Origin of the sequence: Arenimonas oryziterrae DSM 21050 = YC6267, assembly GCF_000420545.1 — a bacterium.
In the GTDB taxonomy this organism is placed as follows: domain Bacteria; phylum Pseudomonadota; class Gammaproteobacteria; order Xanthomonadales; family Xanthomonadaceae; genus Arenimonas; species Arenimonas oryziterrae.
In genome coordinates this window covers 238,137-252,913 of record NZ_ATVD01000002.1, presented here as the reverse complement: position 1 = coordinate 252,913, position 14,777 = coordinate 238,137, and the positions used below count along the sequence as shown (strand labels likewise).

The window sequence follows — 14,777 nt, the reverse complement described above, 5'->3', positions numbered from 1 at the left end:
CGGTGGATCAGGCCTTGCGGGCTAGCAGGGTCAGCACTTCGAAATGCGGCGGGCGTTTTTCCCGGGTGACGACTTCGCATACCTGCACGCTCAGGCCGGCTTTTTCGGCGTACTTGCGCAGGTCTTTTTCGGTGAAGCCCAGGTTGACGTGGCCGTACGGCGTCACTGCAGCCTTGTGTTCGTGCTTGGCCAGGCAGGTCAGCAGCAACTGGCCGTTGCGGCGCAGCACGCGGGCAGCCTCGGCGACCGCGAGTGCGGGTTTTTCGGCATAGGTGAGGGCGTGCATCATCAGCACGAGGTCGAACTGTGGCTTGTCGAAGGGCAGGTGCTGCATATCGCCCTCGCGCACCTCGACGTGGTCGAGCTTGCGCAGGCGTTCGCCCGCGGCGAGCACGACCTTGGTGCTGGAGTCGATGCAGATGTAGCGCTTGGCATGCGGCGCGAGCAGCTCGGCGAGCACGCCGTCGCCCGAGGCAACGTCCAGCACGTCGCCGGGCGCGAGCATCGGCAGCGCGGCGCGCGCGAGCGCTTCCCAGGTACGGCCCGGCGAGTAGTGCCGCTCCATGTCGCCGGCGACGGAATCGGCCCAGTTCTGGTCGGCCGACCGCGAGGCGAGCACTTCGGTCAGGCGCTCGGCGTCCTGGCGCAGCAGCGGATCGTCCGTGCCCGAACGCAGGGCGTCCCAGAGCGCGCGTTCCGACGGCTCCAGGTTGTCCTCGTTGAACCGGTAATAGGCCGACACGCCGGCCCGCCGGTCGCGGACCAGGTCGGCTTCCTTGAGCTTGGCCAGATGGGTCGACACGCGCGGCTGGGCGAGCCGGGTCACGGCCGACAGTTCGGCGACGGTGAGCTCTTCGCGCTCGAGCAGCGCCAGCAGGCGGACCCGGGTGGGATCGGCGAGTACGCGCAGACAGGCGGACCAGGCATCGAGATCCAAGGCTTTATCCTTTCATCCGGATTTAAAGATGAGGCAGGTTAGGCCTGCCCCGGGCGGCCGTCAAGGCGGGACTTCACGCGGTCTTGCCAAGTCCGTCATCGAATCGGCCCGGCGCGACCCGCTACAATGGCGGTCTTCCCGAAAGCCAATGAGGACCTGCCGTGGATTTCCGATTCACCGAAGAGCAGTTGATGATCCAGGACGTGGCCCGCCGCATCGCGCAGGAAAAGATCGCGCCGAGCGCCGAGCACCACGACCGCACCGGCGAATTCCCGCTCGAGAACATCCGCACGCTCGGCGAAAACGGTCTGATGGGCATCGAAGTCCCGGCCGAATACGGCGGCGCCGGCATGGACCCGGTGAGCTACGTGCTGGCCATGGTGGAAATCGCCGCTGGCGATGCCGCGCATTCCACGATCGTGTCGGTGAACAATTCCCTGTTCTGCAACGGCATCTTGAAATTCGGCACCGAGGCGCAGAAGCAGTTGTACGTGCGCGCGATCGCCGAAGGCCGCGAGATCGGCGCGTTCGCGCTGACCGAGCCGCAGTCCGGTTCCGACGCCACGGCCATGCGTTGCCGCGCGGTCAAGCAGGCCGACGGCAGCTTCGTGATCAATGGCAAGAAGAGCTGGATCACCTCCGGCCCCGTCGCCAAGTACATCGTGCTGTTCGCGATGACCGACCCCGCGAAGGGTCCCAAGGGCATCACCGCGTTCATGGTCGACACCACCAAGCCCGGTTTTCACCGCGGCAAGACCGAACCCAAGCTCGGCATCCGCGCGTCGGCGACCTGCGAGATCGAGTTCCAGGATTACGTCGCGTCGGCCGATGAAGTGCTCGGCACCGAAGGCGAGGGCTTCAAGATCGCGATGGGCGTGCTCGACGCCGGCCGCATCGGCATCGCCTCGCAGGCGATCGGCATCGCGCGCGCCGCGTACGAAGCCACGCTGAGCTACGTGAAGGAGCGCAAGGCGTTCGGTGCAGCGATCGGCACGTTCCAGATGACCCAGGCCAAGATCGCCGACATGAAGTGCAAGCTCGACGCGGCCTTGCTGCTGACGCTGCGCGCCGCCTGGACCAAGGGCGAGACCGACAAGAATGGCGGCCGTTTCAGCACCGAGGCGGCAGTCGCCAAGCTCACCGCGTCGGAAGCGGCGATGTGGATCACCCACCAGGCCGTGCAGATCCACGGCGGCATGGGTTATTCGAAGGAAATGCCGCTGGAACGCTATTTCCGCGACGCCAAGATCACCGAGATCTACGAAGGCACCTCGGAAATCCAGCGCCTGGTCATCGCGCGCAACGAAACCGGCCTGCGCTGATCGCGCGAACGCATGCTCGCCATACCGGCCAGTATCCCAGCCCCGCTACGGCGGGGCTTTGTTCATCGGCCGCCAACTGGCCGCTAGTGGCCTGAATTGGCTACAATTTCCTACTTTCACGCTTCCATCGAGACTGAATTCGCATGAGCGCCCAAGCCCCCCTTGACTCCGTCCTCGCCGCGCTGAAATCGGCCGTTCCTGCGAGCCAGTCCGAGCTCGCCAAGGCCTTCACTGCCGCCTATTTCGCGCGCATGCCGTCCGACGAGCTGGCCCTGCGGCCCGCGGTCGCCTGGGCCGGCATCGCCGCCAGCGCACTTGAGTTCGCGCAGCAGCGTCAGCCGGGCAAGGCGAAGATCCGCGTGTTCAATCCCGCGGCCGGCGACGGTTTCGAAACCGCGTACACGGTCGTGCAGATCGTCAACGACGACATGCCCTTCCTGGTCGACTCGGTCAGCATGCTGCTTTCGCAGCGCGATATCGCCATGCACGGCATCGTGCATCCGGTCATCGCGATCGCACGCGATGCGTCCGGCAAGCTGGTCGGCGTGGGCGAGGGTGCCCCCGAATCCTTCATGCACCTGGAAATTGATCGCCAGGGCGAGGCGGCGGTCATGGCCGCGCTGGAGCAGGAAATCGCGACGGTGCTCGCCGATGTGCGCGGCTCCGTGGCGGACTGGAAAGTCATGCGCGACAAGATGGTAGTGATCGCCGAAGAACTCGGTACCCGCCGCATGCCCGCCAGCGACGAGCAGCGCGCCGAAGCGCAGGCCTTCCTGCGCTGGGCCGCCGACAACCATTTCACCTTCCTCGGCTACCGCGAATACGAAGTCGGCGAACGCGACGGCAAGCGCATGCTGTGCCCGGTCGTCGGCACGGGCCTGGGCCTAATGCACGGCAAGGACGACGAAGCCGCGCCGCGCCCGCTCACCGGCCTGGCCGCCGCCGACCTGCCGCCGGGGGCGCGTCTGGATCCGCTGATCCTGACCAAGACCAATGCCCGTTCGACGGTGCATCGGGCCGGCTACATGGACTACATCGGCGTGCTGGAATTCGATGCCGAGGGTCGCGCCGTGCGCGAGCAGCGTTTCCTCGGCCTCTACACGTCCAGCGCCTACAACCGCCGCCCCTGGGATATTCCGGTCGTGCGCCAGCGTTTCGACGGCGTCATGAAGGCCTCGGGCCTGCCGGAAACCGGCCACAGCGGCAAGGCGCTCAAGCACATTCTGGAGACCCTGCCGCGCGACGAGCTGTTCCAGGCGACCTCGGAAGAACTGGTGCAGACCGCGATCGGCATTCTCGGTCTGCAGGAGCGCGTGCGTCCGCGCCTGTTCCTGCGCCGCGACCGCTACGGCCGCTTCTATTCGGCCCTGGTCTACATCCCGCGCGACCGCTTCAACACCGAAATCCGCGAGCGCATCGAAGCCTTGCTGATGCGCGAGCTGCACGGCGACCGTCTCGACACCAATATCCAGATCGGCGAGTCGCCGCTGGCGCAGTTGCATCTGACCATCCGCCCGAAAGCCGGCGAGAAGGTCAATGTCGACGCCGCTGCGCTCGAACTCGAACTCGCGCGTCTCGTGCGCAACTGGCACGACGAACTGCGCGACCAGCTCGTGCAGCGGCACGGCGAAGAGCAGGGCCTGAAACTGGCCAACCGCTTTGGCCGCGCGATGCCGGCTGGCTACATCGAATCGGTGACGCCGGAACTGGCCGCGGGCGACGTGCTGCAGGCCAGTGCGCTGACCGGCGATAAGGATTTGCGCCTGTCGCTGTATCGCAGCGGCGAAGGCGAGCTGCGCTTCAAGCTGTTCCGCCTCGGCAAGGAGATCGCGCTGTCCGACGCGCTGCCGATGCTGGAAAACCTCGGCCTGCGCATCAACAGCGAACATCCTTACGAGCTCGAGCTCGAAGACGGCCGCGTGGTCATTCAGGACTTCGAGGTCGAAGCCCTGTCCGGCCAAGTCGATGCCGATGCTGTGCGCACGCGTTTCGAAGAGGCGTTTGCCGCCGTTTGGCGCGGCGACGCCGAGAGCGACGGTTTCAATCGTCTCGTGCTCGCAGCGGGTCTGGGCTGGCGCCAAGTGTCGATGCTGCGCGGCTACTGCAAGTACATGCTGCAGACCGGCGTGACGTTCTCGCAGACGTACATGGAAGAAACGCTGGCGCGTTATCCGCTGATCGCGCGCCTGCTGGTCGAATTGTTCGAAGCACGCTTCGAGCCGGGCCGCGACGTCAAGGCCGATCCGAAAACCTGCCAGGCCCTGCGCCAGTCGCTGACCGACGTCGTGCCGATGGCCGACCGCGAGCAGCTGCGCACGATCCTCGAGGAAATGGGCGCCGATCGCGCACTCGACCGCGACGCCCAGATCGATGCCTGCGGCGACGCGCTGTCGATCATGCTGGAAAAAGTGTCCAGTCTCGACGAGGACCGCATCCTGCGTGGCTTCATCGCGGCGATCAACGCGACCCTGCGCACGAGCTTCTTCCAGAAGAAGGGCGAGGGTGGCACGCACAAGGATTACGTGAGCTTTAAGTTCGATCCGGCCAAGGTGCCGGACTTGCCGAAGCCGCGTCCTTACCGCGAAATCTTCGTCTACTCGCCGTTCGTCGAAGGCGTGCACCTGCGCTTCGGACCGGTCGCGCGCGGTGGCCTGCGCTGGTCGGATCGCCGCGAGGATTTCCGTACGGAAGTGCTGGGCCTGGTCAAGGCGCAGATGGTCAAGAACACGGTCATCGTGCCGGTCGGCTCGAAGGGCGGCTTCTTCGCCAAGCGTTCGCCGATCGGCGGCGATCGCGACGCGGTGCTCGCCGAAGGCATCGCCTGCTACAAGCGCTTCATTAACGGCCTGCTCGACATCACCGACAACATCGTCAACGGCAAGATCGTGCCGCCCGTCGATGTCGTGCGTCATGACCAGGACGATCCGTACCTGGTCGTCGCGGCCGACAAGGGCACTGCGACGTTCTCGGATATCGCCAATGGCATTTCGGCCGAGCACGGATTCTGGCTCGACGACGCGTTCGCGTCCGGTGGTTCGGTTGGCTACGACCACAAGGGCATGGGCATCACTGCGAAGGGCGGTTGGGAGTCGGTCAAGCGCCATTTCCGCGCGCTCGGTCGCGATTCGCAGACGCAGGACTTCACCTGCGTCGGCGTCGGCGACATGTCCGGCGACGTGTTCGGCAACGGCATGCTGCTGTCCAAGCACATCCGCCTGCTCGCGGCCTTCGATCACCGCCATATCTTCCTGGATCCGAATCCGGAGTCGGCGCGCTCGTTCGTCGAACGCGACCGTCTGTTCAAGCTGCCGCGTTCGAGCTGGGACGACTACGACAAGTCGCTGATCAGCGCCGGCGGCGGCATCTACCCGCGATCGGCCAAGACCATTCCGCTGTCGCCGGAAGTGAAGGCTGCGCTCGACATCCAGACCGACGCCGACCAGATGGCGCCGGCCGACCTGATGAATGCGATTCTCAAGGCGCCGGTCGATCTGCTCTGGAACGGCGGCATCGGCACCTACGTCAAGGCGGCCAGCGAAACCCATGCTGATTGCGGCGACCGCGCCAACAACGCGCTGCGCGTCAACGGCAGCGAGCTGCGCTGCAAGATGGTGGGCGAGGGCGGCAACCTGGGCATGACCCAGCGCGGCCGCATCGAAGCCGCGCATCACGGCGTGCTGCTCAATACCGACTTCATCGACAACTCGGCGGGCGTGGATACGTCCGATCACGAGGTCAACATCAAGATCCTGCTCGGCGCCGTGGTCAAACGCGGCGACCTGACCATGCCCCAGCGCAATACCCTGCTGGCGAGCATGACCGACGAAGTCGGCGAGCTGGTGCTCAACGACAACTATCGCCAGAACCAGGCCATCAGCCTGATGGAAGCGATGAGCGCGGCGCGTCTGGGCTCGTTCGGGCACTTCATCCGTACACTGGAATCGCAGGGTCTGCTCGATCGTGCGATCGAGTTCCTGCCGACCGATGCGGAACTGAGCGAGCGAAAATCGCGCGGCCACGGCCTGACGCGTCCGGAACTGTCGGTGCTGCTGAGCTACGACAAGATCGTGATCTTCAACCAGCTGCTGGATTCGGACGTGCCGGAGGATCCGTACCTGTCGAAGGAGCTTGTGCGCTATTTCCCGAAGGCACTGCAGGAACGCTACGCGGCGGACATGGAGAACCATCGTCTGCGTCGGGAAATCATCGCCACGGCGGTGACCAACTCGATGGTCAACCGCATGGGCTCGACCTTCCTGTTGCGCATGCAGGAAGACACCGGCGAAACGCCGGCGCAGATCGCCAAGGCCTACACCATCACGCGCGAGATCCTCGGTGCGCGCAACTGGTGGTCGGGCATCGACGCACTGGATCTGAAGGTGCCGGAGTCGGCGCAGATCGAAGCGCTCAGCGATATCTGGCATCTGCAGCGCAACATGACGCGCTGGCTGCTCAACAAGCCGGGCGAAACGCTGAACATCGCGCAGATGGTCGAGCGCTACACCGCGCCGATGCAGGCCCTGCGGGAAGCGCTGCCGGGCATCCTGCCGGCGGAAAGCAAAGCCTCGCTGGAAGCGGACCGTGCACAGTGGCTGGCGCAGGGGTTCCCGGCGGAGTTGGCGCAGGCCTTTGCCTGCCTGCCGTACCTGACCTATGCGCTGGACATCATCGACGTGGCGATCGAGCGCAAGCTCGCGGTCGCGGACGTGGGCCAGGTGTACTTCGCCTTGTCCGATGCCCTGCACAGCAAGTGGCTCATGGACAACGTCGAGAAGCTGCCCGTCGAAGGCCGCTGGCATGCGCAGGCACGCGGCGTGCTGCGCGACGAACTGCAGTCGCAGCAGCGCTCGCTGGTCGGCATCGTGTTCGGCTCGGCCGCGAAGGGCGAGAAGCCGGAAGCGATGGTCGCAAAATGGCTGGCACGCGATGATGCGGCGCTGAAATACACGCTGAGCATGTTCGCCGACATGCGCAATCTGCGCAGCATGGATTTCGCGACCTTGTCGGTCGCGGTGCGTCGTCTCGCGCAGATCGCCGCGGCCGGTTCGCGTCCGGCTTGAGGTCGGCTTGAAAACGCGGGCTGCCGGAACGGCACCCGCGTCGGGTCGGCGCATGCATCACCCCTGAAAAGGGCAATCGGCTATGCTCCCCGCTGACCGGAGACGCCCTGCATGATCCTGCCCGCCCATCCCCGCATCGCCTTTCTTGCCAGTCCGACGCCGGAAGCGCAGGAGGCCTTGGCCTTGATGACCAAGACGCATGGCCAGCGGCAACCTGAGGACGCCGATGTCATCTGTGCGCTCGGTGGCGATGGTTTCATGCTGCAGACCCTGCACCGGCATGGCGAGCGCAATGTCCCGGTGTTCGGCATGAAGCTCGGCACCGTCGGATTCCTGATGAACCAGTACCGTGCCGGCGAGCTCGTCGAGCGTCTGCACGCGGCTGAACCGGCCGTACTGCGTCCGCTGGAAATGGCCGCGACGACCGAAGCCGGCCCGACGATGTCCTCGCTGGCCTACAACGAAGTCTCCCTGCTGCGACAGACCCGCCAGGCGGCGCATCTGCGCGTGCATCTCAATGGCCAGGTGCGCCTGGACGAACTCGTTTGCGACGGCGCGCTGGTCGCGACGCCGGCCGGCAGCACCGCCTACAACTTTTCCGCGCATGGTCCGATCCTGCCGCTCGGCTCGTCGGTGATCGCGCTGACGCCGATCGCGGCGTTCCGGCCGCGGCGTTGGCGCGGGGCGCTGCTGCGGGCCGATACGCAGATCAAGATCGAGGTGCTCGATCCCTACAAGCGACCGGTCAGCGCAACCGCCGATTCGCATGAAGTGCGCAATGTGGTGGAAGTGACCATTCGCGAATCGCAGGACCGCACGGTCACCTTGCTGTTCGATCCCGAACACAATCTCGAGGAGCGTATCCTCAATGAGCAGTTCGTGACCTGAGCATGACGACGTCCGTTTCCGTCGAACCTTCCAACGCCCAGCTCGTCGTCGCGATCACCGCGCGGGCGCTGTTCCAGCTCGAGGACGGGCACGACCTGTTCGAGCGGGAAGGCGTCGCGGCGTATTCGCAGTTCCAGCGCGCGCGCGAGGATGAGCCGCTCGCGCCGGGCATCGCATTTCCGCTGGTGAAGAAGCTGCTCGCGCTCAATGCCGGCGCACCGGCGGAGCGGCCGCGCGTCGAAGTGATCCTGCTGTCGCGCAATTCGTCCGACACCGGCCTGCGCATTTTCAACGCCATCGAAGAACACGGCTTGGGCATCATCCGCGCCGTGTTTACCAGCGGCGCGCCGGTGTATCCCTACATCAAGCCGTTCGGCGCGCAGTTGTTCCTGTCGGCGAATCCCGATTCGGTGCGACGCGCGCTCGAACACGATGTCGCGGCGGCGACGATCCTGCCCTCGCGTGCCCCGGAAACGGGTGTCGAGGGCATCCAGACTTCGGGAAAAGCCGCGCGCGATCAGCTGCGCATCGCTTTTGACGGCGACGCAGTGATCTTCGGCGACGAGTCCGAACGGGTGTCGCAGGAGGGCGGTATCGCCGCGTTCCATGCGCACGAGGCCGAACGCGCGCACGAGCCGCTGTCCGGCGGGCCGTTCCGCGGCTTCCTCGGTGCCCTGCACGAACTGCAGCAGGCCTTTCCCGCCGAGGATTCGCCGATCCGCACCGCCTTGGTCACCGCACGCTCGGCGCCCGCGCACAAACGCGTGATCCTGACCCTGCGCGAGTGGGGCGTGCGCCTGGACGAGGCATTGTTCCTCGGCGGCCGCGACAAGGGACCGTTCCTGCAGGCTTTCGGCGCCGACCTGTTCTTCGACGATTCCCGGCACAACGTCGAAAACGCGCGCCGGCATGTCGCGACCGGACATGTGCCGCATGGTGTTTCCAACCCCGAGTAAGCCGGTCCGGCGCCGCCGATGTGCGGGTGATCAATATACTTGACACTGACTGGGCGGCCGGTGAGGCTATGGGCTCGCCGCAACCCACGCGCGGCTCGTCACGAAACCGCAGGCCAACGCGTGTCTGTCTCCGCCTGGCCTGCATCCTGTTGCAAGGTTTGTCACCAGGGAGGCTGCAGTGATGTCCATCGGTATGAAACACCTCGCCCTTTCGGCCGCGATCACGCTGGCCGCCGCTGCCTGCGGACAGAAAGACGCCGCGCCGCCACCCTCTGCCTCCGCCACCACCGCGCCGGTGCCCGTGCTCGAAGGCGCTGTCGACATCATCGCCTGGCCCGGTTACATCGAACGCGGCGATAGCGACAAGAATTACGACTGGGTCACCGGCTTCGAGAAGGCCACTGGCTGCAAGGTCAACGTCAAGACGGCCGGCAATTCCGATGAAATGGTTTCGCTGATGAACCAGGGCGGCTACGACCTGGTCACGGCCTCCGGTGACGCCTCGCTGCGTCTGATCGCCGGTGGCAAGGTGCAGGCGATCGACGTCGCCCGCGTCAAATCCTATTCCACGCTCGATCCGCGCCTGCAGGATGCAGCCTGGCACACGGTGGGCGGCAAGCACTACGGCGTGCCCTACCAATGGGGCCCGAACGTGCTGATGTACAACACCGGCACCTTCAAGGAAGCGCCGACCAGTTGGAGCGTCGTGTTCGAAGAACAGAAACTGCCCGACGGCAAATCCAACAAGGGCCGCGTGCAGGCCTTCGACGGACCGATCTACATCGCCGATGCCGCGCTCTACCTCATGAGCAAGCAGCCCGAGCTTGGCATCAAGGATCCGTACGAGCTCAACGAAGCCCAGTACGCGGCCGCGTTGGAACTGCTGCGCAAGCAGAAGGGCCTCGTGCATCGCTACTGGCACGACGCGACCATCCAGATGAGCGACTTCAAGAACGAAGGCGTCGTGGTTTCCGGCTCCTGGCCGTACCAGGTCAACGCCCTGCAGGCGGAAAAACCACCGCAGCCGATCGCCTCGGTCATTCCGGCCGAAGGCGCGACGGGCTGGGCCGACACCACGATGATGCACAGCCAGGCCAAGCATCCCAATTGCGCGTACGCGTGGATGGAATGGTCGATCAGCCCAAAGGTGCAGGGCGACGTCGCGTCCTGGTTCGGCTCGCTGCCGGCGGTGCCGGTGGCGTGCAAGGACAATGCCTTGCTCGGTGCCGAGGGCTGCAAGACCAATGGCTATGACAACTTCGACAAGATCCATTTCTGGCGCACGCCCGAAGCCAAGTGCAGCCAGGGCGAATGCGTGCCGTACAGCCGCTGGACGCAGGACTACATCACGATCATGGGTGGCTAGCGGAACGCGCGCATGACCTCCGCCGTCGAGTTCGACAAGGTATCCCGTCACTATGGGGCGGTGAAGGCCGTCGATGACGTCTCGATCGCGGTGGGCGAGGGCGAGTTCTTTTCGATGCTCGGCCCGTCGGGCTCAGGCAAGACCACCTGCCTGCGCCTGATCGCCGGCTTCGAGCAGCCCACGAGCGGATCGATCCGCATCCATGGCAGCGAGGCAGCCGGTGTGCCCTCGTTCCAGCGCGACGTGAATACCGTCTTTCAGGACTACGCGCTGTTCCCGCACATGAACGTGCGCGACAACGTCGCCTACGGATTGATGGTCAAGGGCGTCGCGAAAACGGAGCGGCGCGAGCGCGCCGCCGAGGCGCTGGCGATGGTCGCGCTGGCCGATTATGGCGATCGTCGGCCTTCGCAGCTTTCCGGCGGACAGCGACAGCGCGTGGCCCTGGCCCGCGCCCTGGTGAACCGGCCGCGCGTGCTCCTGCTCGACGAGCCGCTCGGCGCACTCGATCTCAAGCTGCGCGAGCAGATGCAGGGCGAACTCAAGTCCCTGCAGCGCAAGCTTGGCATCACCTTCATCTACGTCACGCACGACCAGGGCGAAGCCCTGTCGATGTCCGACCGCGTCGCCGTGTTCAACCAGGGCCGCATCGAACAGGTCGATACGCCGCGCAATCTGTACATGCGTCCGGCCACGGTGTTCGTCGCCCGTTTTGTCGGCACTTCGAACGTCATCGATGGCGAGCGCGCGCAGTTGCTCGGCGGCAGTGCGCATGCGTTCTCGATCCGGCCCGAGCACATCCGTCTGGCCAGCCTGCCGTCGTCGGGCTCGGATCGCATCAGCGTGCCGGGTCTGGTCGAGGACGTGCAGTACCACGGCGCGACCAGCCGCGTGGAGATGGCACTCGATGGCGGCGCGACGCTCGTGGTCAGCCTCAACAACAACGAAGCGCAGGACGCGGCGCTGCCGCGTGCAGGCGATTCCCTGTTCGCGACCTGGTCGCGCGAGGCGATGGTGCCGCTCAAGGATCCTGCGGGATGAACGCGAACGCGCTCTACCTGCGCACGCCCCTGCGCCACGTGGCGGCGCTGCTGCACCGGCGCGCCGGTCTGCTGCTGGCGGTATTGCTCGGGCCGCCGCTGATCTGGTTCTGCATCATCTATCTCGGCTCCTTGCTGGCCCTGCTGTGGCAGGGCTTCTACAGCTTCGACGACTATTCGATGAGCGTGCTGCCGCAGTTCACCCTGCGCAACTACGGGCTGATTTTCGCGAAAGGCAATATCGACATCGTGATGCGCACGCTGGCGATGGCGTCGGCGGTCACCCTGGCGTCGGCGGTGATCGCGTTTCCGATCGCCTACTACATGTCCCGGTACGCGACGCCGGCGGTGAAGGCGTTCTTCTACATCGGCGTGATGTTGCCGATGTGGGCGAGCTACATCGTCAAGGCCTACAGCTGGACCGTGATCCTGGCCAAGGGTGGCATCGTGTTCTGGTTACTCGGGCAACTGCATCTGACCGGCGCGCTCGAAGCCTTATTGCAGCTGCCCTATGTCGGCGGTTCGACGCTGTCGACCTCGCACCTGGGCCGCTTTCTCGTGTTCACCTATCTGTGGTTGCCGTTCATGGTGCTGCCGATCCAGGCCGCGCTCGAGCGCGTGCCGCCGAATCTCGTGCAGGCTTCGTCGGACCTGGGCGCACGAGCGGGACAGACTTTCCGGCACGTGATCCTGCCGCTGGCTTTTCCGGGCGTCGTCGCCGGCTCGATCTTCACCTTCTCGCTGACCCTCGGCGACTACATCATCCCCACGCTGATCGGCCCGTCGGGCCTGTTCATCGGCACCTACGTCTACGTGCAGCAGGGCGCGGTCGGCAATATCCCGATGGCGGCGGCCTTCACCGTGGTGCCGATCGTGCTCGTGGCGATCTATCTGGCGATCGCCAAGCGCCTGGGAGCCTTCGATGCGCTCTGAGCACGGCGATCGCGCGGGTTGGGGCCTGAAGACGGCGGCCTGGGGCGGTCTGCTGTTCATGCACGCGCCGATCCTGGTGATCTTCCTGTACGCGTTCAATACCGAGGAAAGCGCTTTCAGTTTTCCGTTGCAGGGATTCACGCTGCAGTGGTTCGGCGAGGCCTGGGCGCGCACCGACGTGCGCGACGCGATCTGGCTGTCGGTGCGCATCGCCAGCCTGTCCACACTGATCGCCATGACCCTGGGAACGCTTGCCGCCGCCGCCCTGTACCGGCGCGATTTTTTCGGCAAGGAAGGCATCACCTTGCTGTTCATCCTGCCGATCGCGTTGCCCGGCATCGTCACCGGCATCGCGCTGCTGGCGGCGTACAAGATGGTCGGCGTCGAGCCAGGTTTGCTGACGATCGTCATCGGCCACGCGACGTTTTGCATTGTGGTCGTCTACAACAATGTCATCGCGCGCTTCCGCCGCACCTCGTCCTCGATGATCGAGGCCTCGATGGACCTGGGTGCCGACCCCTTCCAGACCTTCCGTTACGTGGTCCTGCCCAACATCGCCACGGCCCTGCTCGCGGGCGGCATGCTTGCATTCGCGCTGAGTTTCGACGAAATCATCGTCACCACGTTCACCGCCGGCACCGAGCGTACCCTGCCGATCTGGCTGCTCAATCAGTTGAGCAAACCGCGCGACACGCCAATCACCAATGTCGTGGCGATGATGGTCATGCTCGCGACGATGCTGCCGATCCTCGGCGCGTACTACCTCACCCGCGACACCGACTCGGTGGCCGGCAGCGGCAAATAGCTGCAACAACCTTCGCACACCCCGGAGCCAGCCCATGCAGACCCGAATGTTCATCAACGGCCAACTCGTGAGCGGGCAGGGCGAGCCGTTCTCGGTCTTGAACCCGTCCACCGGTGCGGAGCTGTGCCGCATTCCCGAAGCCAGTCCCGAACAAGTGGCGGCCGCTGTCGCGGCGGCCGACGCCGCCTTGCCCGGCTGGGCACGCACGGCGCCGAAGGATCGTGCGACCGTTCTGTTGAAGATCGCCGAGGTCGTCGAAGCGCATGCCGACGAAATCGCCCGGCTGGAATCGGACAACTGCGGCAAACCGTATTCGGCTGCTCTGAATGACGAGATTCCCGCGATCGCCGACGTGTTCCGCTTTTTCGCCGGTGCCGCGCGCTGTCTCGGCGGCTCGGCCTCGGCGGAGTACTTGCCCGGCCATACCTCGATGATCCGGCGCGATCCGGTCGGCGTCATCGCCTCGATCACGCCCTGGAACTATCCGCTGATGATGGCGGCTTGGAAAATGGCGCCTGCGCTTGCGGCGGGCAACACCCTCGTGCTGAAGCCGTCGGAAATTACGCCGCTGACCTCGCTGCGCTTTTTCGAGTTGATCGGCGATCTGCTGCCGCCGGGTGTCGCCAATATCGTGTTCGGTCGCGGCGCCAGCGTCGGCCAGCCGCTGGTGTCGGCGCCGCAGGTGCGCATGATCTCCCTGACCGGCTCGATCGCGACGGGGCAGAAGATGCTCGAGGTCGCCGCGCAGACGCTCAAGCGTACGCATCTGGAACTCGGCGGCAAGGCGCCGGTGATCGTGTTCGACGATGCCGACATCGCCGCGGTCGTCGAAGGCATCCGCGCGTTCGGCTACTACAACGCCGGTCAGGACTGCACGGCCGCCTGCCGCATCTATACGCAGTCGAAGAAATACGACAATTTCGTCGCCGATCTCGCCTCGGCCGTCTCGACGATCAAGCACGGCCTGCAGGACGAGGAGGGCGTCGAGCTCGGTCCCCTCGTGTCGGCCGCGCAGCGCGACCGTGTCGCCGGTTTCGTCGACCGCGCCCGTGCGCAGAAACACATCGAGATCGCGACGGGTGGTCGAGTGGTGGCGGGCGGCGGATTCTTCTACGAGCCCACGGTCATCGCCGGTGCCACGAACGACGACGAGGTCGTGCGCAAGGAAGTGTTCGGCCCGGTGGTGTCGGTCACGCGGTTCTCCGACGTCGACCAGGCGATCGCCTTCGCCAACGACAGCGACTACGGCTTGGCGTCTTCGGTCTGGACTTCGGATATCGGCAAGGCGATGCGTGTGTCCGCCGAACTGCAGTACGGCTGCACCTGGGTGAACACGCATTTCATGCTGGTCAACGAAATGCCGCATGGCGGCATGAAGAAGTCCGGCTACGGCAAGGACCTGTCGATGTACGGGCTCGAGGACTACACCGCAATCCGGCACATCATGATCAAGCACTGAGCCACGCCGCG

General features: G+C 65.4%; 10 protein-coding genes. 9 read left to right on the top strand and 1 reads right to left on the bottom strand.

Annotation, left to right across the window (positions count from 1 at the left end; translation table 11 throughout):
* Positions 1-7 precede the first annotated feature (7 nt).
* Positions 8-937 (bottom strand): ArsR/SmtB family transcription factor, encoded by a 930-nt coding sequence (locus G467_RS0105940; RefSeq protein WP_022968817.1) that lies wholly within the window; start codon positions 935-937, stop codon positions 8-10.
* A 161-nt stretch (positions 938-1,098) separates the two neighbouring features.
* Between G467_RS0105940 and G467_RS0105935 the strand changes: the two genes are divergently transcribed.
* The 9 genes from G467_RS0105935 to G467_RS0105895 all read left to right on the top strand — a co-directional run bounded on the left by G467_RS0105935 (position 1,099) and on the right by G467_RS0105895 (position 14,766).
* Positions 1,099-2,259 (top strand): acyl-CoA dehydrogenase family protein, encoded by a 1,161-nt coding sequence (locus G467_RS0105935; protein WP_022968816.1) that lies wholly within the window; start codon positions 1,099-1,101, stop codon positions 2,257-2,259.
* A 143-nt stretch (positions 2,260-2,402) separates the two neighbouring features.
* Positions 2,403-7,319 carry an NAD-glutamate dehydrogenase gene (locus tag G467_RS0105930; protein WP_022968815.1) on the top strand — a complete coding sequence of 1,639 codons (4,917 nt, stop codon included), beginning with the start codon at positions 2,403-2,405 and terminating at the stop codon, positions 7,317-7,319.
* Positions 7,320-7,436: 117 nt separating this feature from the next.
* Positions 7,437-8,207 carry an NAD kinase gene (locus G467_RS0105925; RefSeq protein WP_026802410.1) on the top strand — a complete coding sequence of 257 codons (771 nt, stop codon included), beginning with the start codon at positions 7,437-7,439 and terminating at the stop codon, positions 8,205-8,207.
* A 2-nt stretch (positions 8,208-8,209) separates the two neighbouring features.
* Positions 8,210-9,163 carry a 5'-nucleotidase gene (locus G467_RS0105920; RefSeq protein ID WP_022968813.1) on the top strand — a complete coding sequence of 318 codons (954 nt, stop codon included), beginning with the start codon at positions 8,210-8,212 and terminating at the stop codon, positions 9,161-9,163.
* A gap of 181 nt (positions 9,164-9,344) precedes the next feature.
* Positions 9,345-10,529 carry an ABC transporter substrate-binding protein gene (locus G467_RS0105915; protein WP_022968812.1) on the top strand — a complete coding sequence of 395 codons (1,185 nt, stop codon included), beginning with the start codon at positions 9,345-9,347 and terminating at the stop codon, positions 10,527-10,529.
* Between the two features lie 12 nt (positions 10,530-10,541).
* Positions 10,542-11,570, top strand: coding sequence for an ABC transporter ATP-binding protein (locus G467_RS0105910; protein WP_022968811.1), 1,029 nt, complete (start codon positions 10,542-10,544; stop codon positions 11,568-11,570).
* Positions 11,567-12,502 (top strand): ABC transporter permease, encoded by a 936-nt coding sequence (locus G467_RS0105905; protein WP_022968810.1) that lies wholly within the window; start codon positions 11,567-11,569, stop codon positions 12,500-12,502. Before G467_RS0105910 ends, G467_RS0105905 begins: the two co-directional genes overlap by 4 nt.
* Positions 12,492-13,307 carry an ABC transporter permease gene (locus tag G467_RS0105900; RefSeq protein WP_022968809.1) on the top strand — a complete coding sequence of 272 codons (816 nt, stop codon included), beginning with the start codon at positions 12,492-12,494 and terminating at the stop codon, positions 13,305-13,307. Before G467_RS0105905 ends, G467_RS0105900 begins: the two co-directional genes overlap by 11 nt.
* Before the next feature lie 34 nt (positions 13,308-13,341).
* Positions 13,342-14,766 (top strand): gamma-aminobutyraldehyde dehydrogenase, encoded by a 1,425-nt coding sequence (locus G467_RS0105895; protein ID WP_022968808.1) that lies wholly within the window; start codon positions 13,342-13,344, stop codon positions 14,764-14,766.
* Positions 14,767-14,777 lie beyond the last annotated feature (11 nt).

Excerpts from the sequence above, each read along its gene's own strand:
- G467_RS0105930 (WP_022968815.1), top strand. The coding sequence starts at position 2,403 with ATGAGCGCCCAAGCCCCCCTTGACTCCGTCCTCGCCGCGCTGAAATCG.
- G467_RS0105920 (WP_022968813.1), top strand. The coding sequence starts at position 8,210 with ATGACGACGTCCGTTTCCGTCGAACCTTCCAACGCCCAGCTCGTCGTC.
- G467_RS0105915 (WP_022968812.1), top strand. The coding sequence starts at position 9,345 with ATGTCCATCGGTATGAAACACCTCGCCCTTTCGGCCGCGATCACGCTG.
- G467_RS0105910 (WP_022968811.1), top strand. The coding sequence starts at position 10,542 with ATGACCTCCGCCGTCGAGTTCGACAAGGTATCCCGTCACTATGGGGCG.
- G467_RS0105905 (WP_022968810.1), top strand. The coding sequence starts at position 11,567 with ATGAACGCGAACGCGCTCTACCTGCGCACGCCCCTGCGCCACGTGGCG.
- G467_RS0105900 (WP_022968809.1), top strand. The coding sequence starts at position 12,492 with ATGCGCTCTGAGCACGGCGATCGCGCGGGTTGGGGCCTGAAGACGGCG.
- G467_RS0105895 (WP_022968808.1), top strand. The coding sequence starts at position 13,342 with ATGCAGACCCGAATGTTCATCAACGGCCAACTCGTGAGCGGGCAGGGC.